Origin of the sequence: Amycolatopsis sp. Poz14 (assembly GCF_006704225.1) — a bacterium.
GTDB lineage: Bacteria > Actinomycetota > Actinomycetes > Mycobacteriales > Pseudonocardiaceae > Amycolatopsis > Amycolatopsis nivea.
Window position 1 is genome coordinate 4,629,307 of record NZ_JACLHD010000001.1, and the last position, 24,721, is coordinate 4,654,027.

Genomic DNA, 24,721 nt, shown 5'->3' on the forward strand with positions numbered 1-24,721 from the left:
ACCGCCGGGCGGGGGAGGGGAATCCCCCGTTCCCGGTTAGGGATGCCTGCGCCAGCCGAGCGTCATGTCCTTTGTGGACAGCCAGGCGGCGAGGTCGTATCCGTGCGCGGCGAGGCCCTCGACGGCGGCGTAGGCGACTTCGAGCGCGTACTCGCCGTCTTGCTGCGAGAGCAGGTTCCCGGCGACGGCGGCGAGCAGTTCGTCGGTGTCGATCACCCGGACCGAGATCTTGTCCTTGAGCACGAGGTCGAGGTAGAGGTCGGTGGCGACCCAGCGCGGGCCGTCGCGGTGCACGCGCACGACGTCGAGGTAGAAGTCCTGGTCGCGTTCGTGGCCGGGGCTGAACCAGAAGTCGGTGATCCGCAGCCCGAGTCCCGGCAGCAGCCAGGACTCGAGGTAGTGGAACTGCGCCCGCCCCGGCGCCGGGCGCGCCAGGTACAGGCCGAACGGCTCCTCGCGGAACTCCTCCACGTCGCGGCGGATGCCCTTGTTGTCGATGTTCACGCGGGCGGCCGGGTCGAACGTCTCGACCTTGGGCGGGTGCAGATCGGTCATCCGCCCATCCTGCCTTGCCCGCGCCCTTCGCGAGAATCGCCGGAAACTTCCGCCGGAAGCCCGGCCGGCGGGCTAAAGTTCGCGGGTCATTCGGTTCTCCTGGGGGGACGCGCACTTGTTCGGGATCATCAGACCCTGCCGGCACCGGCTGGCCGGCCGGCTGCACGCGGACTGGATGGCACACCTGTGCGGCCTCTGCCTCGCGCTGCGCGACCAGCACGGGCAGTTCGCCCGCGTCGTGACGAACTACGACGCGCTGATCGTGTCGGCGCTGGTCGAGGCGCAGACGCCGAGCGGACCCCGGCGGGCCGCGGGACCGTGCCCGCTGCGGTCGATGCGCCCGGCGTCGGTCGCGGTCGGCGACGGAGCCCGGCTCGCCGCGGCGGTGTCGCTGGTGCTGGCCTCGGCGAAGGTGGACGACCACGTCGCCGACCGGGACGGCGCTTTCGCCCGGCGCCCGGTCGCCGGTGCGGCACGGCTCGTCGCCCGACGCTGGGCCGCGCAGGGCGGCCGGACCGGTGCGGACATCGGCTTCGACACCGCGGTCCTGACCGAAGCGGTCGGCCGCCAGGGCGAGCTGGAACGCGCGATTCGCGCCGGGGATTCGCCGTTGCTGGCGACCGAACCGGCTGAGCTGGCTTCGTCCGCGGCGTTCGCGCAGACCGCGGTGATCGCCGGACGCCCGGGCAACCGCGCACCGCTCGCGGAGGCCGGACGGCTCTTCGGCCGGGTGGCCCACCTGCTCGACGCGGTGGAGGACCTGGCCGCGGATGCCGCGTCCGGGTCCTGGAATCCGTTGCTGGCCACGGGAACCGCGCTGGACGAGGCTCACCGGCTGTGCTCGGACGCGGTGCTCGGGGTCGAGCTGGCGTTGCGCGAGGCCGAGTTCACCGATGCGGCGCTGGTGCACGCGTTGCTGGTGCACGAGCTGCGGCAGGCGGTGCGGCGGGCGTTCGGGCATCACCACCTGCACGGCCAGCAGCCGCCGCCCGGGTGGATCGGGCCGGGGCCGACGCCGCAGCAGTCGCCTTACGGACCGGGGCCTGCGGCGCCTGGGCAGCCGGGGATGCCCGCGTCGTGGCCGCCGCCGGGGACGCCCGCGTACGGGCCGCCGCCGGGCTACGGCACTCCGGTGCCGGGGTACGGACCTGCGGGCATGCCCGGATCCGGCGGTCCTCCCGGACCTGGCGGGCCGGGTGGCCCTGGTGGTCCCGGTGGCCCGGACGGTCCCGAGCCGCCGGAGGGCGGGGATTCGCTGGACGGCAAGGGCGGCGGCTGCTGGGTGCCGAAGTTCGCGGTCCCGCCGAAACGCCGGAACTTCTTCGCGGGCTGCGCGATCGCGACGTACATGTGCTGCTCCTGCCAGTTCTGCTGCCGCGACCCGTACCCGGGCCCGTGGAGCGGTGAACCGAACAGCGGCGGCTGCGACTGCTGCGATTGCGGCGGATGCGACTGCGATTGCTGCGGCGGGTGCGACTGCTGCAGCTGCTGAGCCGTCCGCGGGGTCCCCGCACCGCCGTCCGGGGAGCCCGCGAGGACGGCAGATCCCCAGCTCAGCGGGGCCGTCGCGGAAATTGTCGGTGCCCCGGCCTACCCTGGTTCCCGTGGCTTTCGCAACCGAACACCCCGTCCTCGCCCAGTCCGACTTCCGCCCCGTCTCCGAGGTGCCCCGTGCCGGCGGCCGGTTCGAGGTCGTCAGCGAGTACCAGCCCGCGGGCGACCAGCCCGCGGCCATCGACGATCTCGAACGCCGGATCAAGGCGGGCGAGAAAGACGTCGTGCTGCTGGGCGCCACCGGCACCGGCAAATCGGCCACCACCGCGTGGCTGATCGAACGCGTCCAGCGGCCCACCCTGGTGATGGCGCCGAACAAGACGCTGGCCGCGCAGCTGGCCAACGAGCTGCGCGAGCTGTTCCCGCACAACGCGGTCGAATACTTCGTCAGCTACTACGACTACTACCAGCCCGAGGCGTACATCGCGCAGACGGACACCTACATCGAGAAGGACTCGTCGATCAACGACGACGTCGAGCGGCTGCGCCACTCCGCCACGATGAACCTGCTCTCGCGCCGCGACGTCATCGTGGTCGCGTCGGTGTCCTGCATCTACGGCCTCGGCACGCCGCAGTCGTACCTCGACCGGTCCACGAAGCTGGAGGTCGGCGGCACGGTGGAGCGCGACGTGCTGCTGCGCGCGCTGGTCGACGTGCAGTACTCGCGCAACGACATCGCCTTCGCGCGCGGCACGTTCCGCGTCCGCGGCGACACGGTGGAGATCATCCCGGCGTACGAGGAGCTGGCGATCCGCGTCGAGTTCTTCGGCGACGAGATCGACAAGCTGTACTACCTGCACCCGCTCACCGGCGACATCGTGCGCGAGGTCGACGAGGTCCGGATCTTCCCGGCCACGCACTACGTCGCCGGGCCGGAGCGGATGGAGAAGGCGATCCGCGGCATCGAGGCCGAACTCGAGGAGCGGCTGGCCGAGCTGGAGAAGCAGGGCAAGCTGCTGGAGGCCCAGCGGCTGCGCATGCGCACCGCCTACGACATCGAGATGATGCGCCAGGTCGGCTTCTGCTCCGGCATCGAGAACTACTCGCGGCACATCGACGGCCGCGGCGCGGGCACCGCGCCCGCCACGCTGATCGACTACTTCCCGGAAGACTTCCTGCTGGTCATCGACGAATCGCACCAGACGGTGCCGCAGATCGGCGGCATGTACGAGGGCGACATGAGCCGCAAGCGCAACCTCGTCGACTACGGGTTCCGGCTGCCCAGCGCGGTCGACAACCGGCCGCTCACCTGGGAGGAGTTCTCCGACCGGATCGGGCAGACGGTGTACCTGTCGGCGACGCCGGGCCCGTACGAGATGGGCCAGACCGGCGGCGAGTTCGTCGAGCAGGTCATCCGGCCCACCGGCCTGGTCGACCCGAAGGTGGTCGTGAAGCCCACCGAGGGGCAGATCGACGACCTGGTGCACGAGATCCGCGAGCGCGCGGACAAGGACGAGCGCGTCCTGGTCACCACGCTCACCAAGAAGATGGCCGAGGACCTCACGGACTACCTGCTGGAGCTGGGCATCCGCGTCCGGTACCTGCACTCGGAGGTCGACACGCTGCGCCGGGTCGAGCTGCTGCGCCAGCTGCGCGCGGGCGACTACGACGTCCTGGTCGGCATCAACCTGCTGCGCGAGGGCCTCGACCTCCCCGAGGTGTCGCTGGTCGCGATCCTCGACGCGGACAAGGAAGGCTTCCTGCGCAGCGGAACCTCGCTGATCCAGACCATCGGCCGCGCGGCGCGGAACGTGTCCGGCGAGGTCCACATGTACGCGGACAAGATCACCGACTCGATGAAGTACGCGATCGACGAGACCGACCGCCGCCGCGCCAAGCAGGTCGCCTACAACGAGGAACGCGGCCTCGACCCGCAGCCGCTGCGCAAGAAGATCGCGGACATCCTCGACCGCGTCTACACCGAAGCGGAAGACTCCGACGAGGCGGTCGCGGTAGGCGGTTCGGGCCGCAACGCCTCGCGCGGCAAGAAGCCGGAACAGGGCGACCGCGTCCGCAGCTCGGGCATGCTCACCGACAAGAACGTGGGGTCGATGCCGCGCGCCGAACTGGCCGACCTGATCCAGCAGATGACCGACCAGATGATGCAGGCCGCCCGCGACCTGCAGTTCGAACTGGCCGCCCGGCTGCGCGACGAGGTCGCCGACCTGAAGAAGGAACTGCGGGGGATGGACGCGGCCGGAATCAAGTAATTACACCGTTTCCGGTACCATTACACCATGGCGATGAACATCAAGGATCCGGAAACGGAGCGCCTGGCCGCGGAGGTGGCCGAGCTGACCGGCACCACCAAGACCGGCGCGGTCCGCGAGTCTCTTCAGCTGCGCCGGGACCAGCTGCGCAAACACGAGGACGCCGAACAGCGGCTGAAGCGGCTGCGCCGGATGCTCGAAGAGGAGATCTGGCCGCTCATCCCGCCCGAGGAGCTGGGAAAGCCGCTCTCCAAGGAGGAGGAAGAAGACATTCTCGGATTCGGGCCGGAGGGCGTGTGATCGTCGACAGCTCCGCGATCGTGGCGATTCTCCTGCGCGAGCCGGGCCACGAGCGCCTCGAAGAACGCCTCGCCGAGGCGACCGCGCCGAGAATCGGCGCGCCGACCCTGGTGGAGGTGGGCGTCGTCTTGACGGTGCGGCTCGGTTCCCGGGGAAGGCTGGCCCTGGCCAGGTTCATGCAGGAGAACCACATCGCGGTGGTCCCTTTCACCGAGGAACACAGCGAGATCGCCACCGACGCCTTCGGCCAGTTCGGGAAGGGACGTCATCCGGCAAAGCTGAATCTCGGCGACTGCTACAGCTACGCCACCGCCAAGCTTGCCGGGGAACCGCTGCTCTGCATCGGCGACGATTTCCCGCAGACCGACCTGGAGCTGGTCAAGCTAGCGGAGAACTGACGGCGATCAGCCGGGCGGGCCCCCCAGCCGGGGGTGCGCTCCAAGCTGAGGCACCCCCGGTTCCCGGACCCTCGTATCGACTTTCACAGAAACATGCGCCCGAAGCAATGGGTTCGAGGGCACAGCCGAGGCAAGAAAGTCTCCTGTCCGCGGTCGCCACCGGCGAACCACGGCCGCAAGGGTCAGTGCTTCAGCACCTTCTCCACGTACGCCTTCACCGCCGCGAGTGCCGGTTCGGACCGCCACAAACGCTCTACCTGCGCGTCGTCGGACACGCGGTTCTCCGCGATCCGCTGGTGGTACGGCTGCCGCAGCTGCTGCTTCGTGTGCGCGAAGGACTCCGCGGGCAGTTCGCCGAGCCGGGAAGCCAGTTCGCGGGCGCGGGTGAGCATCTCGTCGGCGGGCACGATCTCGTCGACCAGGCCGCGGGGGAGCGCGTCGGCCATGGTGACCGTCGCGCCGCTGTAGATCAGCGACGGCAGTGGGGTCGTGCCGTACGTGCAGCGCAGGATTTCCAGCGCCGACAACGGGAACGGCACGCCCACCAGCAGCTCCGTCACGCCGATGCGGCCGGGGCCGTCCGCGGCGATCCGGTGGTCGCACGCCGCCGCCAGGACCATGCCGCCCGCGATCGCGTGGCCGTTCACCGCCGCCACCACCGGGCGCGGGAAGCCGAAAACGGCCAGGAACGCGTCCGACAGCGCGGGCAGGAAATCGCCGACGTAGCGCGTGCCGCCCTCGTCGATCGCGAGCAGGTCCACTCCGGCGGAGAACATGTCGCCCGCACCGGTGAGCACGACCGCGCGCGCCCCGGCAGCTTCGGCCTCTTCGAGTCTGATCACCAGTTCTTTGCAGGTGGCGGTGTCGAGGGTGTTGCCGCGCCCGTGTTCGAGGGTCACGAGTGCGACGCCGGCGTCGAGTTCCAGGTGGATCGTCACGCGCCGAACCGTACCGGACATCCGGCTAGCTGGTGACGTCCTTCCGCGCGAACCGGCGGCCCGCCAGCAGCAGGAACACCGTCGTGTAGATGACCGACGACAGCACCCCGCTGGCCAGGTTCGTCCAGTCGATGTCGGTGGAGATCAGGTCGATCCAGGCGAACGAATAGTGCGTCGGCAGATAGTTCCGCAGACCCTCCAACGCGGTGATCTGGTCGAGGATCTGGGACAGGATCGCCACCAGCACCGTCCCGCCGACCGCGCCGAGCGGGGCCTCCGTCGACACGCTCAGCAGCAGCGCGAGCCCGGCGACCCAGGCCAGCTGCACCACGATGTACACAGTGGACATCAGCAGCGCCAGCAGGCTGTCGCCGAAACTGACCGCGTCGCCGGTGGGGCTGATCGCGTCGCCCGCGCCGTACCAGATGATGCCGACCAGCAGCGAAACCACCGGCAGCAGCACCAGCGCGGCGATGGACAGCAGCCCGGACACCGCGGCCTTCTGCCGCAGCAGCCGCTGCCGCGGCACCGGGATCGCCAGCAGGTACTTCAGGCTCGACCACGACGATTCGCTCGCGATCGTGTCGCCGAAGAACAACGCGACGATCATCGGCAGCAGGAACGTCCCGGACACGAAGAACGCGAGCACCACGAAGTTCGGCGCGCTCGCCGTCGCGAGGTCCACGAACCCGCCGGTGCGGCGGTTCGGATTCGCCTGCCCGATCTGGAACGCCACCACGAGGATGAACGGCAGCACCGCGACGAACGCCAGCACCAGCTGGGTTCGCCTGCGGCGCAGCTGCCGTTTCAGCTCCACGCCGAGCCGCAGCGTCCGGTCGGCCCGGTAGCCCGCGACCGCGCCGTCCGGGCCGACCTCGGCCGGTTCCGCGGTGGCCAGGTCGCTCAGTTCCTGCAGTGCGGCCGGGTCGGTGTGCACCCCGCCGGAACCGTTGCCCTCGCTCATGAATCCTCTCCCACCAGCTGCAGGAACGCGTCTTCGAGCCGGCGGCGCGGCCCGGCCTGCTCGACCGCGACCCCGGCGCGCACGAGCGCCGCGACCGCGTCGGCGCGCGGCATCCCGTCGAGGTTCGCGTGCACCAGATCGCCCTCGGTCTCGATGTCCGACACCCCGCCGACGCTCTTGAGCGTCGCCGCGGCCGCCGCCGAGTCGTCGACCCGGAACGTGGCCTCGCCGCTCGAGGCCGCCAGCTCGCCGACCTCGCCCGAGGCCACGAGCCTCCCGCGGTGCATGACCACCACGTGCGAACACGTCTGCTCGACCTCGGCCAGGAGGTGGCTCGAGACGACGACGGTGCGCCCGGTGGCGGCATAGCGCTGCAGGACTTCGCGCATCTGGTGGATCTGCGGCGGGTCGAGCCCGTTGGTCGGTTCGTCGAGCACCATCAGCTCCGGCAGCCCGAGCATCGCTTGTGCGATCGCGAGCCGCTGCCGCATGCCCTGGCTGTAGGTCTTCACCCGCCGGTGCACCGCGTCGCCGAGCCCGGCGATCTCCAGCGCCTCGGTGAAATGCGCCTTCTCGGCAGGCCGCCCGGTCGCCGCCCAGTACAGCTCCAGGTTCGCCTTGCCGGACAGATGCGGCAGGAATCCCGAGCCCTCGACGAACGACCCGATCCGCGACAGCACCGGCGCGCCCGGCGCGATCCGGTGGCCGAACACGCGGATCTCGCCCGCGGTCGGCGTGATCAGGCCCATCAGCATCCGCAGCGTGGTCGTCTTGCCCGCGCCGTTCGGCCCGAGCAGCCCGAGCACCTGGCCCGGTTCGACGCGGAACGACAGGTCCGCCACCGCGGTGAACCCGCCCGCGTACTGCTTGCGCAGCCCCTTGATCACCAGCGGCGTGTCCGCGAGCTCCGGGTCGACGTCGTGCGCCCGCCGGCGGCGGATCGCCGCGACCGCGACGAACGCGATCGCGACCAGCAGCGTCGTGCCGATGCCGATCAGCTGCCCGACCGGCAGGGGAGCGCCGACCGAAGCGCCGGGCACCACCGGGACGGCGAGCGCCGCGCCCGGCGCGAGCCCGACCCGGAACATGCCCGGCTGCGCCGGCACCGAGTACGCCTGGTCCGTCGTGCCCACCACGAGCCGCAGCGAATGCCCGGAGTCGATCGGCCGCACGACGCCCGGCAGCGTCACCGTGACGTCGACCGGCGTGCCGTCTGCGGGCAGTCCGGTGACCCGGAACGGCGCGACCGCGTTCGCGGGCAGCACGCGGGTGCCGTCCTGGCCGACGTCGTACAGCTTCGCGAACAGCACCGCCTCCGGCTGCGGATGCGCCGGGTCGGTCGCGACCTGCAGCCGGACGGTGCTCGAACCGGACAGCAGCACCTGGCTGTCGAACGGCGCGGTGCCGAACTGCGCGGCCTGCCCCGGCGGGTCGCTGCTGAACAGCGGAGCCAGCCGGGAGGTGCCCGCCGCGAGTCCGTTGAGCCCAGGAATTCCGCTCACCGCAGCGGGATTCGCGCCTGCGGGCCGGACGATCGGCTGCGCCGGTCCGGTGAGCGCCACCTGCTTCCGCTCGGTTCCCGCGCCGCTGAGGCCCGGGTACGCGGCGGCGTTGACCGTTCGCACCGACGGGGTTCCGTTGGCGCGCAACGTGCCCTGGACGTCGTAGCTGAATCCGTGGCCGGGGTCGCCCTGACCGGTGAGCGACGACCACAGGAAATCGCCGATCTTCGCGCGCAACTGCGGTCCGGGGACCCCGCCGTCGTGCCCGCCGGTGTACCAGATCGTGCGGACCGATCCGCCCGCCGCGGTGATCTGCCGCGCGGTGGCGTCGGATTGGTCGAGCCCGAAGAGCGTGTCGCTCTCACCCTGGACGAGCAGCGTCGGCGCGGTGATCTTGCCGGTGACCGACGAGGGGGAGACGCGGTGCAGCAGCGCGACCGTCTCCGGGCTGGCCTTGCCGGTGGTCGCGAGTTCCGCGTACGCCTTGCACACGGCCGCGGTGAACCGGCCGCACGGATCCGCGGACGGACGCTCGGCTCGGGCACCAGCCGGTGGCGCGGCGGCTTGCGGCGCGGTGCCGCCGCTGTTGCCCGCGGTGCTGCCGTTGTCGTTGGTCTTCTGTCCTGCTTCCGGCGCTTCGGCGGACGGCGTGCTCGCCGCGGCCGCGCCCGAACCGGCGGAGAAGAAGATGCCCGCCCAGCTCTTCTTGAAGACGCCGTCCGGAGAGAACGCGCCGGCTGCCGGGGTCTTCGCGGACGGAGCAGCCGCCGCCGCGGCGTTCGGCACGAGAGCCTGGCCGAGGTCGTTGTAGGTGATCACCGGCGCGAGCGCGCGCACCCGATGGTCGGTCCCGGCGAGCAGCAGCGACAGCGAACCGCCGTACGACGCCCCGGTCACGCCGATCTCGGGCGCGCCGTCGGAGCCGGTCGCCACGTCGTGGCTCGCCGCCAGCCGGTCGACCAGCCTGCGCGCGTCGGCGACCTCGCCGTCGGGGTCGTTGAGCCCGATTTTGCCGGTGCTGTGCCCGAATCCGCGCGCGGACCAGGTGAGCACCACGAACCCGCGCTGCGCGAGTTCGCGCGCCTGCGGGTCCACACTGGACTTGTCGCCGCCGAAGCCGTGCGCGAGCAGCACGGCGGGCGCGGGCGTGTGTTCGGGGTAGTAGGTGGTGGTGTCGATCCGCACCTGGTCGGGGGAACCCGGTGCGGCCGGCATCGAGAGGAAGGCGTCCTGGGTGCGGACCGGCGCGGGACCGCGGTCGCGAGTCGCCCAGACAGTCACCGCGGCAGCGGCGACCAGCACCACGGCGGCGACGGCGGCGAGCCGGGAGCCGCGGGTGCGGGGAAGCGGGATTCGGGGCACGACGCGACGTTATGACGATTTTGCTGAGAACGGTGACGCGGCCTCACACGGATCAAACACAGTTCACCCTCTTGGTGTCGTGGAGCGGGCCGGAGACCACTGCGCGCGAGGGTCCCGGAGGACGCTGGGCTCGTGAGTGGCAATCCCGGTTCTAACCGGCATTGCCACTCACGAGCCCCACTGTGCGAAGAGTGTCCGGATCCGGCCGGTTCGCCTGTCCGATGCCCGGAGTGATGAAGAAAACACGGCCGGTCCGGTGATGTGGGCAACCCCGGCTGGCGTTCGCAGCCCGTAACCGGCAGACTGAACGCGCTGTGAGGGGAGTATTCCTTCGCGGCGGTGTCGTCAGCACGGTGCACCCGGCGAGTCATTCGCCGAGGTCCCCGGCACCGTCGGCCGGTTTCGCACCGGCGGGAGAGACCTCCGGTTAGTTGCTGCTGCGCACTATCCGGAGGTTTCTGAGATGACCGTCCCCCTGTGGCTGTGGTTCGCGACAGTCGGCGGGCTGCTCGCGCTGATCGCCATCGACCTGGTGATCGTCGACCACAAGCCGCACGAGGTGACCACCGGCGAAGCCGCTCGCTGGGTGATCTTCTACGTCGCCTGCGCCGTCCTGTTCGGAGCGGGGATCTGGTTCTTCGCCGGGCACGACCCGGGCGTCCAGTTCTTCACCGGGTACATCACCGAGTACTCGCTGAGCGTGGACAACCTGTTCATCTTCATGATCATCATGACGTCGTTCAAGGTGCCCGCGATCCACCAGCACCGCGTGCTGCTCGTCGGGATCCTGCTCGCGCTGGGCATGCGGAGCGTGTTCATCGCGGTCGGCGCGGCGCTGATCAACCAGTTCGTGTGGGTGTTCTTCGTCTTCGGCGCGGTGCTCGTCTGGACCGCGATCAGCATGCTGCGCGGCAACGGCGACGAGGAGGAGTACCAGGAGAACGCGCTCACCCGCTGGGTGCGCAAGCTCTACCCGGTCACCGACGACTACCGCGGCCACAAGTACCTGGTGAAGGAAGGCGGCAAGCGGAAGATCACCCCGATGCTGCTGGTGATCGTCGCGATCGGCTCGGCCGACCTGCTGTTCGCGGTCGACTCCATCCCGGCGATCTTCGGGATCACCCAGGAGGCGTTCCTGGTCTTCACCGCCAACGCGTTCGCGCTGATGGGCCTGCGGCAGCTGTACTTCCTGCTCGGCGGGCTGGTCACGAAGCTCGTGTACCTCAGCTACGGCCTCGCGGTGATCCTCGCCTTCATCGGGGCGAAGCTCGTGGTCCACGCGCTGCACGAGTACCACCTCGCGCCGGACTGGCTGGACATCAACAACTGGATGTCCCTCGGCGTGATCGTCGTGGTCCTCACCGTCACCACGGTGCTGAGCCTGGCGAAGGCCAAGCGCGACGAACGCCGGGCGGTAGAGGCGAAATAGGTCGTTTGCCTTGCTAAGGATCGGGTACGGTCGTCGGCATGCGTCCTGCCGACATCGAAGTCCTCGCCGTCCCCGGCCGTCCCGCGCTGCGCGGTGATCTCCTGCTCGCCGCGGTGAGCAGTCCCGACCTGGAAACCGACCAGTACCGCAGCGCGATCCGGCGGATCTCGCTGTCCGGCGGCGAATCGCCGTGGACGCAAGGTCCGCGCGATTCGTCGCCGGCCATTTCGCCGGACGGCCGGTGGGTCGCCTTCCTGCGCGCCGGCGACGGCAAGGGCGCGGAAGGCAGTCCGCAGGTGCACGTGATGCCCGTCGACGGCGGCGAATCGCGGAAGCTCACGTCGCTGCACCTCGGTGCGGACGCGCCGGTGTGGGCCCCGGATTCGCGCTGGCTCGCGTTCACCGCGCGGGAAGCCGAGCCGGGCCGCTACGGCACCGAGGACGCTGACGAGCGCACGCCGGAGCCCGCCGCCGAGGCGCCCCGGCTGATCACGCGGCTCGACTACCGCATCGACAACGTCGGCTTCCTGCGCGACCGGCCGAAGCGGCTGTACGTGCTCGACACCTTCGAAGAGGGCGAGCCGGAAGCGGTGACGCCGCGCGATTACAGCGTGAACCAGCCGGTCTGGACGCCGGACGGCGAGCGGGTGGTCGTGACCGTGCCGCACGACTTCGACCGGACGGAAACGCGCGAGCACGACCTCGTCGCGTTCCCGGTCGACGGTGGCGCCCCCGAGGTGCTCGCCGCCTGCGCCGGGTACGCCGATCAGCCGGTGTACGCGCCGGACGGCACGCTCTACTTCTTCGGCACGTCCCATGAGGACGGTGTCGTCGTCGCTTCCAACATCGGGCTGTACGCGGTCGTGCCGGACGGGAAACCGCGGCGGCTGACCGATGTGGAGACCGTCGACGTCGAGCCCGGCTCCGGCCCGGCGCTTCCGCTCGGCGACGAGGTCCTGGTCGCGGTGCGCAACCGCGGTGCGGTGGAACTGCGGGCGATCCCGACGGACGCCGACGGTGTGAAGCTCGACGACTTGCGTGTGCTGCACGCCGGGCATTCGGCGGTCCACGGATTTGCCGCGGACGGCGACACGGTTGTCGCGGTAGTGGCCGATTTGGACACTGCGGGCGAGCTGGTGGTGCTCGGCTCGGACGGTCCGCGCGTGCTCACCGATTACTCGAAGCCGTTGCGGGACAAGGGTCTTTGCGAGGTCGTGGAGCTCGAGACGACCGCGCCGGACGGCTACCCGGTGCACGGCTGGCTCGTCCTTCCCGGCGGCGAGGGCCCGCACCCGGTGCTGCGCGTGGTGCACGGCGGGCCGTTCGCCCAGCAGGAATGGACGGTGTTCGACGAGGCGCAGGTGTACGCGTCGGCCGGGTTCGCGGTCGTGCTCGGCAACCCGCGCGGATCGGCCGGATACGGGCAGTCGCACGGTACTTCGGTCGTGCACAACATGGGCACCGTCGACGTCGACGACGTGCTCGCCCTGCTCGACAAGGCGCTGGAGCGGCCGGACCTCGACGCGTCGCGGACCGGGATCATGGGCGGTTCCTACGGCGGGTTCATGACGAGCTGGGTCGCCGCGAAGCACCCGGACCGGTTCCGCGCGGCGTGGAGCGAGCGCGCGGTGAACGCGTGGGACTCCTTCGCGGGCAGCTCCGACATCGGCTACTACTTCACCGAGGGCTACGTCGGCGCGGACCCCGACGAGCAGCGGCGCCGCAGCCCGCTCAGCTACGCCGCCGACGTGCGGATCCCGTTCGCCGTCGTGCACTCCGAGCAGGACTGGCGGTGCCCGCTGGAGCAGGCGCAGCGGCAGTTCGTGGCGCTGCGCCAGGCCGGCGTCGAGACGGAGTTCCTGCTGTTCCCCGGCGAGGGGCACGAGCTGACGCGCTCCGGCAAGCCGCGGCACCGGGTGCAGCGGTTCGAGGCGGTGCTGGCCTGGTGGTCCCGGCACCTCAGCTGAGCAGCGTGTAGTTCAGCTCCTCGCACACCCGCCCGAGCGGCACGTCGAGCCCCGGATGGTCCAGCGGAAGCAGGACGTCCGGGGCGATCGGCAGCGCCGCGCCCGCGGGCGGGTCCCACAGGCACAGCGAGGGCTTGCCCGCGTCCATCGACGAGCGGTACCAGAGCCCGTCGAGGTCCGGCATCGCGCCGCGGATCGCCCGCGCCCACGCCTGGGTGATCTTTTTCGGGCCGCTGGAGATCTCCTGCGATGCGCCGACCCGGGTGGGCCACAGCCCGGTGAGGTCGAGCAGCCGCAGCACCCGCGTCGGGCGCACCACGACCAGCCGCGGGCCGCGCGTCGTGCGGTCGACCGTCGAGGTCGTCTGGAACACCTCGGCGACGCTCGTGCGCACGGTCAGGCCGAAGTACAGCACGCCGTTGCCAGGGTCGGTGACCGGACGGCCGCCGCGGCCGGGCTGCTGCTGGTCGAACCGGCCGTGCGGGAGCGGGCCGGTGTAGCGGAAGGTGTTCCACTGCTGCGGATGGTTGCCGTGTGCGGTGAAGATGCGGACCAGCCGGGTCTCGGGCTGCACCGAAACCACGTCGTGGCTGCGGTCCAGCCCCTTGACCAGAGCAGACCGCGCCGGAGGCGAGGGGAGCCGGGCCATGCGGGGGAGGTCGTCCGTCCTGTGTCGGGGCAGGGGGCGGGCCTGCGCCGCGGTGGGCGGGCGGCGCGCAGGCGGGGAAGGTCAGCGGGTCAGAACGGCGAGCCGAGCGTGGCGACGAGCCGGGCCACCTGCTCGGGGTCGCCGCCGGCGAGCAGCCACTGCCGCGGCGTGGCCGGCCGGTCGCTGATCACCAGGTCGGACTGCGGGGTGTTCATGAACGCGGCGACGACCAGCGCCGGCTGGTCTTCCGGGACGGCGCGCAGCACGGTTTCGAGGCCGGGCAGCACGCCCGCGCCGTTGAACTGCCACGCGGGCAGCCGCCAGCCCTGGTCCTTCCAGCCGGTGAGCCTGCCTTCCTTGAGGCGGTGCCGGATCCGGCTGTCGTCGACGTTCAGCATCTCGGCGGCCTGGCCGACCGACAGCGCGGAATCGGCGAGCACGGCGTGCGCGGCGACGGTGCGCGCGCGGAAGTCCGGTTCGCCCTCGTCGCGCGGGCTCAGGTCGAGCCCCGCGTCGGTCAGCGCGGCGCGCTGGTCGGGGGAGAAGTAGTGCGAGGGGTCGGGGTTGGGCGGCGACAGCCTTCGGGCCGCGTCCTCCACGAGCGTGAGAAACTCGTTCGCGTCGGCTTTGAGGCCGGCTCTTGCGAGAACGTTCTCCAGCGCTATCGACATACGCTCAGCCTAGCGCGTGTGTGCGGGTTCGTGCGGTTTCTCGCCTTTTTGTGGGTGAATTCACCAAAGATCGACACGCATCGCACAGAAGTCAACACGATGGGTAGGCGAGTTCGGGCCAGTCTGCCCCGCACCGGGTGGCTTGTCCAGGCTTTCGAGTGCTTGACACTCCCGGACCGCCGATTTACGTTGCGAACGAGTAATCGGTTTCCCGCCCTCGGGTGCGGCCCGTGCTCCGCCGTCCGCGGCGGACGCTGGGGGGACAGGGGGTGGGGCGTGCCTGGCGGCTCGGCGGAACTCCGCCGGGCCGCCAGGCACGTCGTTTCCCCTCGCATCGCGCTCTCGTCTCGGACGTCTTCGGCGGGTTTCGCCGGGTCTTCCGGTTCGCCGGATCGTCCGCTGCCCTCGGACGGTCTCAGACGCCGGTCCCATCCTCCGGTCTCCTGCGGCTTCTCGTGAGCGGCAAGGCCGGTTCTCACCGGCATTGCCACGCACGAGGACCCGCCGCGGTTCGCCGGGTGCCGCTGTTGCGCGGTAGTCCGGTCAGCGGTGCGAGCTCTGCCGGTCGATCAGCTGCGCGTCCAGGGTCGTGGTGACCGGCTCGCGGGTGCTGTCGGCGATGCGGGCCAGCAGCAGTTGCGCGGCGACCCGGCCGATCTCGTACGCCGGCTGCGCGACGACCGTCAGCGGCGGGTCGATGAGCGTCGTCCACGGGGCGTCGTCGAACGAGACGATGCCGATGTCGCGCCCGGCCCGCAGGCGCCGTTCCGCGAGCGCCTCCAGCACCCCGATCGCCATCGTGCTGTTGGCGACCAGCAGCGCGTCCGGCGGCTCCGGCTGGTCCAGCAGGTCCCCGGCGGCGTGGCGCGCGCCTTCCGCGCGGTATTCGGCGCGGCGGAAGACCGCGTTCTCCTCGCCGACCGCGTCGAGGTAGCCCGACAGCCGGTCGTCGGCGGTGCGCACGCCGGACGGCCCGGTCAGGCACGCCACCCGCCGGTAGCCGTTCGCGACGAGGTGCCGGGCCGCCTGCCGGGCGGCGCGGCGGGTGTCGACGAGCACCTGGTCGCCGTCGGTGCCGGGCAGCGGCCGGTCGACCGCGACCACCGGGATGCCGAGCCTGCGCAGCCGCGTGACGCTCGTGGCCGGTCCGGTGGGGGAGAGCAGCACGCCCGCGACGCGTTCCTGCAGCGCGACGTCGAGGTACCGGCGCTCCTTGTCCTCGTTCTCGTCGGAATTGCAGAGCACGACGGAATACCCGGACACCTGCGCGAGATCCTCGACCCCGCGCGCGATCGAGGTGAAGAACGGGTTCTCGACGTCGGAGATGATCAGCGCGAGCACCGCGGTTTCCTGGCGGCGCAGGTTTCTCGCCAGTCCGTTCGGGTGATAGCCGAGCTCCTCGGCGGCCTCGAGCACCCGGGCGGCCAGCTCCGGGTCCACTGTGGACTTGCCGTTCAGGGTCCGCGACACCGTGGCGGTCGAGACGCCCGCCCTGGCGGCGACGTCGCTGATCGTGGCCACCGAGCCTCCTCGTCCTGGCTTCCTTGACACCCCGGTGACCGCAGAATACCGTCCCGGTAATCGTTTACCGTCCGATTGCCGGGGGTGCTGCGATGCAACCGGGCCCGTTGCTCGGCATCGACATCGGCACGTCCAGTTCGAAAGGCGTCCTCGTGGGTGCGGACGGCACTGTACTGGCGCGCGCCGCCCGCCCGCACAGCACCTCCCGCCCGCGCCCCGGCTGGTTCGAGCACGACGCCGAAACCGTGTGGTGGGCCGGGTTCGCCGAGCTGGTGCGCGAATTGCTGGCCGGCGGCGAGAAACCCGCCGGGCTCGCGGTGAGCGGCATCGGCCCGGTGCTGCTGCCCGCGGACGCCGACGGCCGTCCGCTGCGCCCGGCGATTCTCTACGGCGTCGACACCCGGGCGGGTGCGGAAATCGCCGAGCTGACCGCCGAACTCGGCGAAGAGTCCATTGTGGAACGCTGCGGGAGCGCGCTGTCGAGCCAGGCGGTCGGCCCGAAGTGGCGGTGGCTGTACCGGCACGAATCCGACGTCGCCGCGCGGGCCCGGCAGTTCCTGATGGCGAGTTCGTACCTCGTGCGGCGGCTGACCGGCGAATACGTGCTCGACCACCATTCGGCGAGCCAGTGCGATCCGATGTACGACCTGCGCGCGGGCGGCTGGGCGGAGGACTGGTCCGCGCTCGTCGCGCCGGGGATCGACCTGCCGCGGCTCGCCTGGCCGACCGAGGTCGTCGGCACGGTCACCGCCGCGGCGGCTGCCGAGACCGGGTTGCCGGAGGGATTGCCGGTCACCTGCGGCACGATCGACGCGTGGGCCGAGGCGACCAGCGCGGGCGTGCGCGACCCCGGCGACACGATGGTCATGTACGGGACCACGATGTTCCTCGTCCAGGCCGTCGCCGAGGCCCGTCCGGTGTCCGGGCTGTGGGCGACGCGCGGGGTTTTCCCGGGCAGCTTTTCGCTGGCGGCGGGGATGGCGACGTCCGGCGCGATCACCGACTGGCTGCGGGAACTCTTCGACGGCGACTTCGCCGAGCTCGTCGCTTCGGCCGGTCGAGTTCCGGCAGGCAGCCGCGGATTGCTGATGCTGCCGTACTTCGCGGGCGAGCGGACTCCGGTGCCGGATCCGTTGGCGCGCGGGCTGATCGCCGGGCTGACCACCTCGCACGGCCGGGCGGAGCTGTACCGCGCGGCGTTGGAAGGGACGGCATACGGGGTGCGGCACAACCTTTCCGCCATGGGCGCTCCCGCGCGCCGGTTGGTGGCAGTCGGCGGCGGCACGCAAGGGCGGGTGTGGACCGGGATCGTCAGCGACGTGACCCGGACGCCGCAGCATCTTCCGACGGAAACTGTCGGCGCGTGCTTCGGGGACGCGTACCTGGCGGCGGTGGCGATCGGGTTGGAGCCGGATATCGAGGCGTGGAACCCGGTTGCCGAGGTGATCGAGCCGGATCCGGGCCGGGCGGACCGGTACGACGAGTTTTACGCGCATTACCGGGCGTTGTATCCGGCTACCGTGGAGACGGCGCATTTCCTTGCGCGCCAACAGGATTTGGCGGCGGAGTGAGTCGCCCGGCGAAGTAGGCGCCCGGGGTGAGGCCGGTGAGGGCGCGGCATTCGCGGGTGAGGTGCGGCTGATCGGAGTACCCGGCTGCGACGGCCAGCTCGGCGAGGGTCGCGGTGGCCGGTGCGAGCGCGATGGCTCGTTGCAGGCGCAGGATGCGCCGGTAGGTGGCCGGCCCGTAGCCGACCGCGAGGGTGAAAAGCCGACGCGCCTGCCGTTCGCTTCGGCTCGGTTGAGCCGGAGGACAGGCGGAGTGGTCGGCGGCTTTCGATGGAGGTCGCATGCCTGGGTGCGTCGATTGCCCCGCGGCATTCGATGACGGTCGCACGCCCGGGTGCGTCGATTGCCCCGCGGTGAGCGCTTCTCCTTCGCCTTGGCCCAGAATCCCGGCAGACTCGGCGGCGAGGTGCGCCAGCATCCGCTCCACCACCGGATCCGCGGCAGCTGCCTGCTCCGTCGCGATGTCGGCCATCGCGTCGGCGAGGTCGCGGCCGCTGAGGATTTCGTCCGCGAGGGCCGCGCCGCGGCGGTTCCACAGGTCCGGCAGCGAGACGCGGCTGTCGCGCAGTTCGTCCGCGCCCACGCCGAGCATGGCGGCCGCCGCGCCTGGCCGGAAGCGCAGGCCGCGCAGCCGCGTGCCGGGCGGGAACACCGACGTCCACGCCGTCGTGTCCGGTCCGGCCACGAACACCTGGCCGGCGCCGGCGACGACGTCCACGCAGCCGTCCGGGACGATCCGCTTCGGGCCGGGCTCGGCCGACTCCCAGCGGCACCGCACGAGGCGGCGCAGCGAGTGCGGCGGCGGGCTTTCCGAGTACACCCCGCGATCATCCCTCCCGGGTACGACAAAATGGTGCCCATGACCCCGATCGATGCCCTGGCCTGGGTCCACGTGCGGGACCGGCGGCTGCTGTCCGTCCGCACGACCGGCAAGGAAAAGTTCTATCTCCCCGGCGGCAAGCGCGAACCGGGGGAGGGCGACGTCGAGGGGCTGTGCCGGGAGATCCGCGAGGAACTGGGCGTCGCGCTCGACCCGCTCAGCTTCCGTTTCTTCGCGCTGCTCGACGAGCAGGCGGACGGATTCGCCGACGGCCGCCGCGTCCGGATGACCTGCTACACCGCCGACCACGCCGGCGAACCGGAGCCGTCGGCGGAGATCGCCGAGGCCGCCTGGCTGCGCGCCGCGGACGCCGCCGCCTGCCCGCCCGCCGGACAGCGCGTGCTGCGGATGCTGGCCGACGCCGGGCTCGTCGACTGATCACCCTGCGTCAACCGGGGGATGCGCGAGCGTCATCGGCATCGTGCGTGGTGATCGTGCTCGTACGCGCACGTCCTCTACCCCCATCAGGGTGAAATGGAGCTAATTTTCTCGGGTTGGCTAACGCCGTGTAACGGTCTGGCGAAGAACCAGACGTCGCACTCGCGGGAAGTGCGCTCGAGAAGAGAAGACCTCTCCATGGGTGTTCCTGGCGCGACCCGGCCCACGGCGGCCCGGGGGGAATCGGGCAGGCTGCGGCCGCTCGGAAGCGCGGTGGTCGTGGTCGGCGTCATCGCCGTCGCGGTCACTGTCGCGTGGTACGTCATGCCGAAAGCGACCCCGGACCGGCCCGCACCGGCCGCGTCGGTGCCGTCGGTGACCGTCGAACCCGCGATCGTGCGCGAGGTGACCCGCACGGTCGTCTACGAACTGGCCGGCGAGGACGTCGCGCACAACCTCACCTACGTCGCGACCGGCGGCGACCTCGAACAACAGGCCGAGGTGCGGCTGCCCTGGTCGGTGACCGTGCAGCGGAAGGCTCCCGCCGAGCAGCCGGTGTTCAGCAGCCTGGTCGCGCAGAGCACCGGGGCGCTGCTGTGCCGGATCCGGGTGGACGGGCAGGTGGTCGCGGAGAAATCGGTGGCCGGGGAGGGGCGGCAGCTCAGCTGCAGCGCCTGACTCGGGCTGGAAGGCCTGCGGGGGCGCGCGGCACCGGCGGAGCGGACCCGCCCGCTTGTGGCACGCCGAGTTGTTCTCGCGGAAGCGCGTGATCCGGTTTGAAGCTCTCCAGGGCCGCGCTGGCATCGGCGGAGCAGACCCGCCCGCTTGTGGCACGCCGAGTTGTTCTCGCGGAAGCGCGTGATCCGGGGCGGTTTGAAGCTCGCCGGGGCCTCGCAGGCATCGGCATAGCGAGCCCGTCCATTCGCCAGCACACCAAGCTGTCCTCGCGAACCTCCGCCGCGCCCGCCCGGGTAGCCCCGCAGCGTCGACCAGCGAAAGCGGCCCGCTTCACCGCCCCGAACCCGGTCCTGCGGCAGGATCACCTCCGTGAACGGTGCGATCGGATTCGGGCCCGCGCTGATCGCCGTGCTCGTGGTGCTGGCGCTCGCGGGCGCTGCGGTCGTCCGGTTCGGGCAGCTCGGGCAAGGGCGGGCGGTGCTCGTCGCGGCTGTCCGCGCCGTGGGGCAGCTCGCGCTCGTTTCGCTGGTCATCACGGTGATCCTGCGGTCGGGCTGGCTGACCGGCCTGTTCGTCCTCGCGATGTTCTCCATCGCCGCCGCGACGTCCGCCGGCCGGATCGGGGTGCCGCGGCGGATCGGGTGGGTCGCGCTTTCGCTGGCGTCCGGCGTGCTTCCGGTGCTGGCGCTCGTGCTCGGGTCTGGTGTCGTTCCGGCGAAGCCGATCGCAGTCGTGCCGGTCGCGGGGATCGTGATCGGCGGCTCGATGACCGCGACCTCGCAGGCGGCCCGCCGTGCGCTCGACGAACTCAAGCAACGCCACGGCGAGTACGAAGCCGCTCTAGCGCTGGGATTTTTGCCCCGGCACGCCGCGTTGGAGATCTGCCGTCCGTCCGCGGGGCACGCGTTGATCCCGGCGCTCGATCAGACCCGGACGGTCGGCCTGGTGACCTTGCCGGGCGCGTACGTCGGCGTGCTGCTGGGCGGGGCGAGCCCGCTCCAAGCCGGGACGACGCAGGTGCTGGTGCTCATCGGGCTGCTGGCCGCGGAGGCGATCGCGGTGCTGGTGACGGTACAGCTCGTCGCGGCGGGGTTCGTCCGCCGCGACGAGCGCGCTCAGCCGAGCGGGGCGGCCAAGTGAGACCGGTCGTTGAAGCCGCGGATCAGCCAGTTCTCGCCGTGCACCACGAGGTGCGAGATCGAGCCGTTGTCCGCGCCCAGGAACGCGAACCGCTCCAGTGCGCGGCTCGCCTGCGCGAACGCTTCGCCGATCACGCCGCCGTGGGTGAACACCGCGACCCGCTGGTCCGGGTGCGCCGCGGCGATGCGGGTGATGGCGGCCCGGATCCGCAGGCCGAACGCCTCGTCGGATTCCGCGCCGGGCAGGACGTCCCACCGCTGTTCTTCCCACAGCTTCCGCGCGAGCGGATGCCCCTCGGCGGTGTGCTTGCGGAACAGCCCGTTCTCCCATTCGCCGAGGTTGATCTCGCGCAGGTCCGGCTCGACGGCCGGGGTGAGGCCGAGCTTTTCCGCCAGCGGCGCGGCGGTCTGCGCGGTGCGCCGCAACGTGGTCACGTACAGCGCTTCGATGCGTTCCGACGCCAGCCGCTCGCTTACGCGGGCGGCGTGGTCGCGGCCTTCCGGCGCGAGGTCCGGGTCGGCCTGCCCGTCGACGAGATCGAACGGCTCGCTGAGCCGTTGCGGCATCGATTCCCCGTGGCGCACCAGGAAAATCTCGGTGGCGCCCGAGGGCGGGCTGAAGCGGTGCTGGCGGTACTCGACTTCCTGTTCGGGCGTGCTCATGCCCCGACCCTAACCGGTCGGCTCACCCGAGTTGCTTGTCCACGAAGCACCACCGCCACGTCTCGCCCGGCTCGAAGCTGCGCATCACCGGGTGCAGGGTTTCGTGGAAGTGCTGCGAGGCGTGCTTGCCCGGCGACGAGTCGCAGCACGCGACGTGCCCGCACTTGAGGCACATCCGCAGGTGCACCCAGGTCATCCCGGCCTCGACGCATTCGGCGCAGGAATCCCGGGTGCTGGGCTCCTTGTCCGGCCATGCGTGGCTGAGGTGCTTGCAGGACCCGGCCGTGGCGGCGGGCGTGCTGAGTTCGCGTTCGGCCACCGGGGGTTCCTCCTCGTCGCGGTCGAGCATGGATTCTTCGATGTCGAGGCGAGCCAGCACGCGGCGCAGCACCGCGTCGTCGGCACTGCCCCGGTCCCGTGCCTTCAGGAACACGTCGCGTTCGGCTTCGAGCAGCTGGACGCGCAGCCGACGGTAGGCGTCGCTGGGGGTTTCCGCGAGCGTGCTCTGCCTGCCGAGCTGTTCCCACGCGGAGTCGGACCGGTCCTGCAACCGGTCGCGCAGCCGCTCGATCACCTCGGGCGGGTCTTCCGGGCGGCGCAGTTCCTCCAGCTTCGCGAGCGCGGCGCGGGTCATGTCGTGCAGCACGGCGGCTTCCTGCAGCGCGTCCTCCGCCGGGTCCGGCCGAGGCAGCCGCAGGCGGCGGATCAGCGGCGGCAGCGTCATGCCCTGCACCGCGAGCGTCCCGGCCACCACGACGAACGCGGCCAGCACGAGCACCGCGCGCTGCGGGGTGTCCGCGGGCAGCACGAACGCGGCGGCGAGCGTGACCACGCCGCGCATCCCGGCCCACGCGATCACCGCCGAATAGCGCCACGGCCACACCTTGCCGCGTTCCAGGCCCAAGGTTTTCAGGAGCCGTTTCACCACGCCGATGCCGACCATCCAGAGCATCCGCGTGAGGATCGTCGCGGCGAGCACCGCGGCGCAGATCCCAGCGAGCTGCCACACCGACAGCCCGCTCTTGCCGACCTCGTGCAGGATGCCCCGCACCTGCAGGCCGATCAGCAGGAAGACCATGTTCTCCAGCAGGAACTGGACGGTTTCCCAGTTCAGCCTGCTGGCCAGCCGCGACGGCCCGGACTGGATCCGCGGCGTCTGGTGCCCCTGGATCAGCCCGGTGACGACCACCGCCAGCACGCCGGATCCGTGCACCGCCTCGGCGAGCAGGTACGCCGCGAAGGGAACCGCGAACGACAGCGCGGTGTCGGTGATCGTGTCTTCCAGCTTCGCGCGCACGTACGTCACGATCAGCCCGACGAGGAAGCCGACGACGATCCCGCCGACGGCCGCGAGGAGGAAGTCGAGACCGACCTGCCAGAGGCTGACCGCGCCGGCGATCGCCGCGATCGCGGTCCGCAGCGCGACGAGCGCGGCGGCGTCGTTGAAGAGGCTTTCGCCCTCCAGCAGCCGGACGAGCTTGCGCGGCATCCCGACCCGCCGGGCGACCACGCTCGCCGCCACCGCGTCCGGCGGCGCGACGACCGCGCCCAGCGCGATCCCGGCGGCCAGCGGCAATCCCGGCACGACCAGCCAGGCGACCAGCCCGACGCCGAACGCGGTGAACACCACCAGCCCGACCGACAGCAGCGCGATCGGCCCGCGCAGCTTGCGGAACGCGACGAGCGACGTCTGGATCGACGCGGAGTACAGCAGCGGCGGCAGCAGCCCGATGAGGACGATCTCCGGGTCCAGTTCGTACTGCGGCACCCCGGGGACGAACGACACCCCGACGCCGACCGCGACCAGGCACAGCGGAGCCGACCAGTCCATCCGGCGCGCGACGACGGTCACCAGGAGAACCGTCAGGACCAGCGCCACCAATTCCGCTGCGATTTCCACCGGACAATCATCGCCTGCGGTCCCGGAGCACGCGCGGGGGCCAGCGTTAGGCTGCGGTTCGTGACGACGGTGGAGACGCGGGCCGGTGCCGTCCGCGGCGAGGTGCGGGACGGAGTCGGGTTTTTCCTGGGGGTGCCGTTCGCGGAGCCGCCGGTGGGGGAGCTGCGGTTCCGCCCGCCGGTGCCGGCGGCGTCCTGGACCGGGGTGCGCGACGCGACGGAATTCGCGGCCAAGGCTCCGCAGCCCGACGTGACCGGGAAACGCTTCGTCGGCGACGAGGACTGCCTGTACGTCAACGTCTACGCGCCTGAAGCACCCGGTTCGTACCCGGTGCTGGTGTGGATCCACGGCGGGGGCGGGGTGATGGGCGCGCCGCACCAGTTCGACGCGTCCGCGTACGCCCGCCGCGGCGTGGTCGTCGTGACCGTCGCGTACCGGCTCGGGGTGCTCGGCATGCTCCGGCTTCCTGGCGTTTCCGACGGGAATCTCTCGCTGCACGACCAAGTGCTGGCGCTGGAATGGGTCCGCGACAACGTGGCCGCGTTCGGCGGCGACCCGCGGCGCGTGACGCTCGCCGGGCAGTCCAACGGCGGCCGCACGGTCGGGACCTTGCTGGCGGTTCCGGCCGCGAAAGGGCTGTTCAGCCAGGCGATCGTGCAGAGCGGCACCGGGGTCGGTTCCGTCGTGCACACTCCGGCCGAGGCGGAAGCAGTCGGGGAGGCGGTGCTGGCCGAACTAGGCGATGGCGACCTGCGCACGCTGCCGGTCACGGAGATTTTGACCGCGCAGCAACGGGTCACCGCTCAGCTCGGCACGCTCGTGACGTACCGCGTGGTGGTCGACGGAGATCTCTTGCCGCAGCGGCCCGGCGAAGCGGTCGCGGACGGCGCGGCCCGGGAAGTCCGGATCCTCACCGGCACCACGGCCGACGAGCAGGATCTGTTCTCCTGGCTGCAAACCGGCGGCGCGAAACTGCTCGGCACCGGATCGACGATGCTCGAACCGGACGTCATCGCGCGGATGACCGAGGCGTACCGGGAACTGCTGCCGGACTGGCCGGAGGACCAGCTGGTGAACCGCGTCCGCACGGCGGGGGACTGGTGGCTGCCGGCGATCCGGCTGGCCGAAACCCAGCACGCGGCGGGCGGCACGGCCTGGATGTACCGGCTGGACTGGCGGATCGCGCCGCGCGGGAAGGGCCTCGGCGCGGCGCACGGGGTGGACTTGCCGTTCGTGTTCGACGACGTCCGCAACCCGAATTGGCGCTTCCTGTTCGCCATCGCCCGCCCCGATCCGGAACGGCTGCGGGCGATGGCGGAGGAGATGTTCGAGACGTGGGTCCGGTTCGTGGCGACCGGCGATCCCGGCTGGGCGGCTTACACTCCGGAGGACCGCGTGACCCGGTTGTTCGACGACGTGAGCACGACCGTGTCCGATCCGGATTCCGGACAGCGGCGGCTGTGGGGCTAGCGAACCCCAGGTCCGCTAGCCCCAC

General features: G+C 71.3%; 21 protein-coding genes. 11 read left to right on the forward strand and 10 right to left on the reverse strand.

Translation table 11 applies throughout. The features are described from left to right. Nucleotides 1-36 precede the first annotated feature (36 nt). Complete coding sequence (locus FKO37_RS22080; protein ID WP_043828546.1) at nt 37-555, reverse strand: DUF402 domain-containing protein; 519 nt, start codon at nt 553-555, stop codon at nt 37-39. Between the two features lie 115 nt (nt 556-670). Here FKO37_RS22080 and FKO37_RS22085 point away from each other — a divergent pair, with 115 nt between their 5' ends. From FKO37_RS22085 to FKO37_RS22100, 4 genes are all read left to right on the forward strand, one after another. After that, complete coding sequence (locus FKO37_RS22085) at nt 671-2,047, forward strand: DUF5685 family protein (protein WP_238605639.1); 1,377 nt, start codon at nt 671-673, stop codon at nt 2,045-2,047. A gap of 112 nt (nt 2,048-2,159) precedes the next feature. Further along, nucleotides 2,160-4,319 carry an excinuclease ABC subunit UvrB gene (gene uvrB, locus FKO37_RS22090; protein WP_308196541.1) on the forward strand — a complete coding sequence of 720 codons (2,160 nt, stop codon included), beginning with the start codon at nt 2,160-2,162 and terminating at the stop codon, nt 4,317-4,319. A gap of 27 nt (nt 4,320-4,346) precedes the next feature. After that, nucleotides 4,347-4,619, forward strand: coding sequence for a type II toxin-antitoxin system VapB family antitoxin (locus FKO37_RS22095; RefSeq protein WP_037818117.1), 273 nt, complete (start codon nt 4,347-4,349; stop codon nt 4,617-4,619). Further along, on the forward strand, nt 4,616-5,017 hold the full coding sequence (locus tag FKO37_RS22100; RefSeq protein WP_037818118.1) for a type II toxin-antitoxin system VapC family toxin: 402 nt from the start codon (nt 4,616-4,618) through the stop codon (nt 5,015-5,017). The genes FKO37_RS22095 and FKO37_RS22100 overlap by 4 nt, the downstream gene beginning before the upstream one ends. 182 nt (nt 5,018-5,199) lie before the next feature. On the opposite strand, the gene FKO37_RS22105 is transcribed toward FKO37_RS22100, so the two are convergent. Genes FKO37_RS22105 through FKO37_RS22115 form a run of 3 tightly spaced genes read right to left on the reverse strand, consistent with a single transcriptional unit; the run spans nt 5,200 to nt 9,783 of the window. After that, nucleotides 5,200-5,955, reverse strand: a complete 756-nt coding sequence (locus FKO37_RS22105) for an enoyl-CoA hydratase/isomerase family protein (protein WP_374204371.1) — start codon at nt 5,953-5,955, stop codon at nt 5,200-5,202. Nucleotides 5,956-5,980: 25 nt separating this feature from the next. Then, on the reverse strand, nt 5,981-6,919 hold the full coding sequence (locus FKO37_RS22110) for an ABC transporter permease (RefSeq protein WP_134729128.1): 939 nt from the start codon (nt 6,917-6,919) through the stop codon (nt 5,981-5,983). Beyond that, nucleotides 6,916-9,783, reverse strand: coding sequence for an alpha/beta fold hydrolase (locus tag FKO37_RS22115; protein WP_238605641.1), 2,868 nt, complete (start codon nt 9,781-9,783; stop codon nt 6,916-6,918). Before FKO37_RS22115 ends, FKO37_RS22110 begins: the two co-directional genes overlap by 4 nt. Before the next feature lie 463 nt (nt 9,784-10,246). Here FKO37_RS22115 and FKO37_RS22120 point away from each other — a divergent pair, with 463 nt between their 5' ends. Both FKO37_RS22120 and FKO37_RS22125 read left to right on the forward strand, forming a co-directional pair. Further along, on the forward strand, nt 10,247-11,212 hold the full coding sequence (locus tag FKO37_RS22120) for a TerC family protein (protein ID WP_238605642.1): 966 nt from the start codon (nt 10,247-10,249) through the stop codon (nt 11,210-11,212). 38 nt (nt 11,213-11,250) lie between these two features. Then, nucleotides 11,251-13,179, forward strand: coding sequence for a S9 family peptidase (locus tag FKO37_RS22125; RefSeq protein WP_238605643.1), 1,929 nt, complete (start codon nt 11,251-11,253; stop codon nt 13,177-13,179). On the opposite strand, the gene FKO37_RS22130 is transcribed toward FKO37_RS22125, so the two are convergent. The 3 genes from FKO37_RS22130 to FKO37_RS22140 all read right to left on the reverse strand — a co-directional run bounded on the left by FKO37_RS22130 (nt 13,172) and on the right by FKO37_RS22140 (nt 16,020). Next, the gene (locus FKO37_RS22130) at nt 13,172-13,828 is read right to left on the reverse strand and encodes an RES family NAD+ phosphorylase (RefSeq protein WP_037818125.1); all 657 of its coding nucleotides are present in this window, start codon (nt 13,826-13,828) and stop codon (nt 13,172-13,174) included. The two genes, FKO37_RS22125 and FKO37_RS22130, sit on opposite strands and share 8 nt — an antisense overlap. An 89-nt stretch (nt 13,829-13,917) precedes the next feature. Beyond that, nucleotides 13,918-14,499 carry a hypothetical protein gene (locus FKO37_RS22135; protein WP_037818127.1) on the reverse strand — a complete coding sequence of 194 codons (582 nt, stop codon included), beginning with the start codon at nt 14,497-14,499 and terminating at the stop codon, nt 13,918-13,920. Nucleotides 14,500-15,042: 543 nt separating this feature from the next. Further along, nucleotides 15,043-16,020, reverse strand: coding sequence for a LacI family DNA-binding transcriptional regulator (locus tag FKO37_RS22140; protein WP_037818128.1), 978 nt, complete (start codon nt 16,018-16,020; stop codon nt 15,043-15,045). Between the two features lie 92 nt (nt 16,021-16,112). Here FKO37_RS22140 and FKO37_RS22145 point away from each other — a divergent pair, with 92 nt between their 5' ends. Continuing rightward, the gene (locus tag FKO37_RS22145; protein WP_238605644.1) at nt 16,113-17,591 is read left to right on the forward strand and encodes an FGGY-family carbohydrate kinase; all 1,479 of its coding nucleotides are present in this window, start codon (nt 16,113-16,115) and stop codon (nt 17,589-17,591) included. On the opposite strand, the gene FKO37_RS22150 is transcribed toward FKO37_RS22145, so the two are convergent. Then, the gene (locus FKO37_RS22150; protein ID WP_238605645.1) at nt 17,536-18,408 is read right to left on the reverse strand and encodes a helix-turn-helix domain-containing protein; all 873 of its coding nucleotides are present in this window, start codon (nt 18,406-18,408) and stop codon (nt 17,536-17,538) included. The genes FKO37_RS22145 and FKO37_RS22150 overlap by 56 nt on opposite strands. Nucleotides 18,409-18,447: 39 nt before the next feature. Here FKO37_RS22150 and FKO37_RS22155 point away from each other — a divergent pair, with 39 nt between their 5' ends. The 3 genes from FKO37_RS22155 to FKO37_RS22165 all read left to right on the forward strand — a co-directional run bounded on the left by FKO37_RS22155 (nt 18,448) and on the right by FKO37_RS22165 (nt 20,664). Then, a complete protein-coding gene (locus tag FKO37_RS22155; protein WP_037818130.1) occupies nt 18,448-18,846 on the forward strand; it encodes an NUDIX domain-containing protein in 399 nt (132 codons plus the stop codon). Nucleotides 18,847-19,044: 198 nt separating this feature from the next. Next, complete coding sequence (locus FKO37_RS22160; RefSeq protein WP_037818131.1) at nt 19,045-19,524, forward strand: MmpS family transport accessory protein; 480 nt, start codon at nt 19,045-19,047, stop codon at nt 19,522-19,524. Between the two features lie 369 nt (nt 19,525-19,893). Continuing rightward, nucleotides 19,894-20,664 (forward strand): ABC transporter permease, encoded by a 771-nt coding sequence (locus tag FKO37_RS22165; protein ID WP_037818132.1) that lies wholly within the window; start codon nt 19,894-19,896, stop codon nt 20,662-20,664. Here the strand turns inward: FKO37_RS22165 and FKO37_RS22170 are convergent. Both FKO37_RS22170 and FKO37_RS22175 read right to left on the reverse strand, forming a co-directional pair. Further along, complete coding sequence (locus tag FKO37_RS22170) at nt 20,640-21,326, reverse strand: histidine phosphatase family protein (protein ID WP_238605646.1); 687 nt, start codon at nt 21,324-21,326, stop codon at nt 20,640-20,642. The two genes, FKO37_RS22165 and FKO37_RS22170, sit on opposite strands and share 25 nt — an antisense overlap. Before the next feature lie 22 nt (nt 21,327-21,348). Continuing rightward, the gene (locus tag FKO37_RS22175) at nt 21,349-23,226 is read right to left on the reverse strand and encodes a Na+/H+ antiporter (protein WP_238605647.1); all 1,878 of its coding nucleotides are present in this window, start codon (nt 23,224-23,226) and stop codon (nt 21,349-21,351) included. A 60-nt stretch (nt 23,227-23,286) separates the two neighbouring features. Between FKO37_RS22175 and FKO37_RS22180 the strand changes: the two genes are divergently transcribed. Continuing rightward, nucleotides 23,287-24,696: a carboxylesterase/lipase family protein gene (locus tag FKO37_RS22180; RefSeq protein ID WP_238605648.1), complete on the forward strand. Its 1,410-nt coding sequence runs from the start codon at nt 23,287-23,289 to the stop codon at nt 24,694-24,696. The last annotated feature ends 25 nt before the right edge of the window (nt 24,697-24,721 follow it).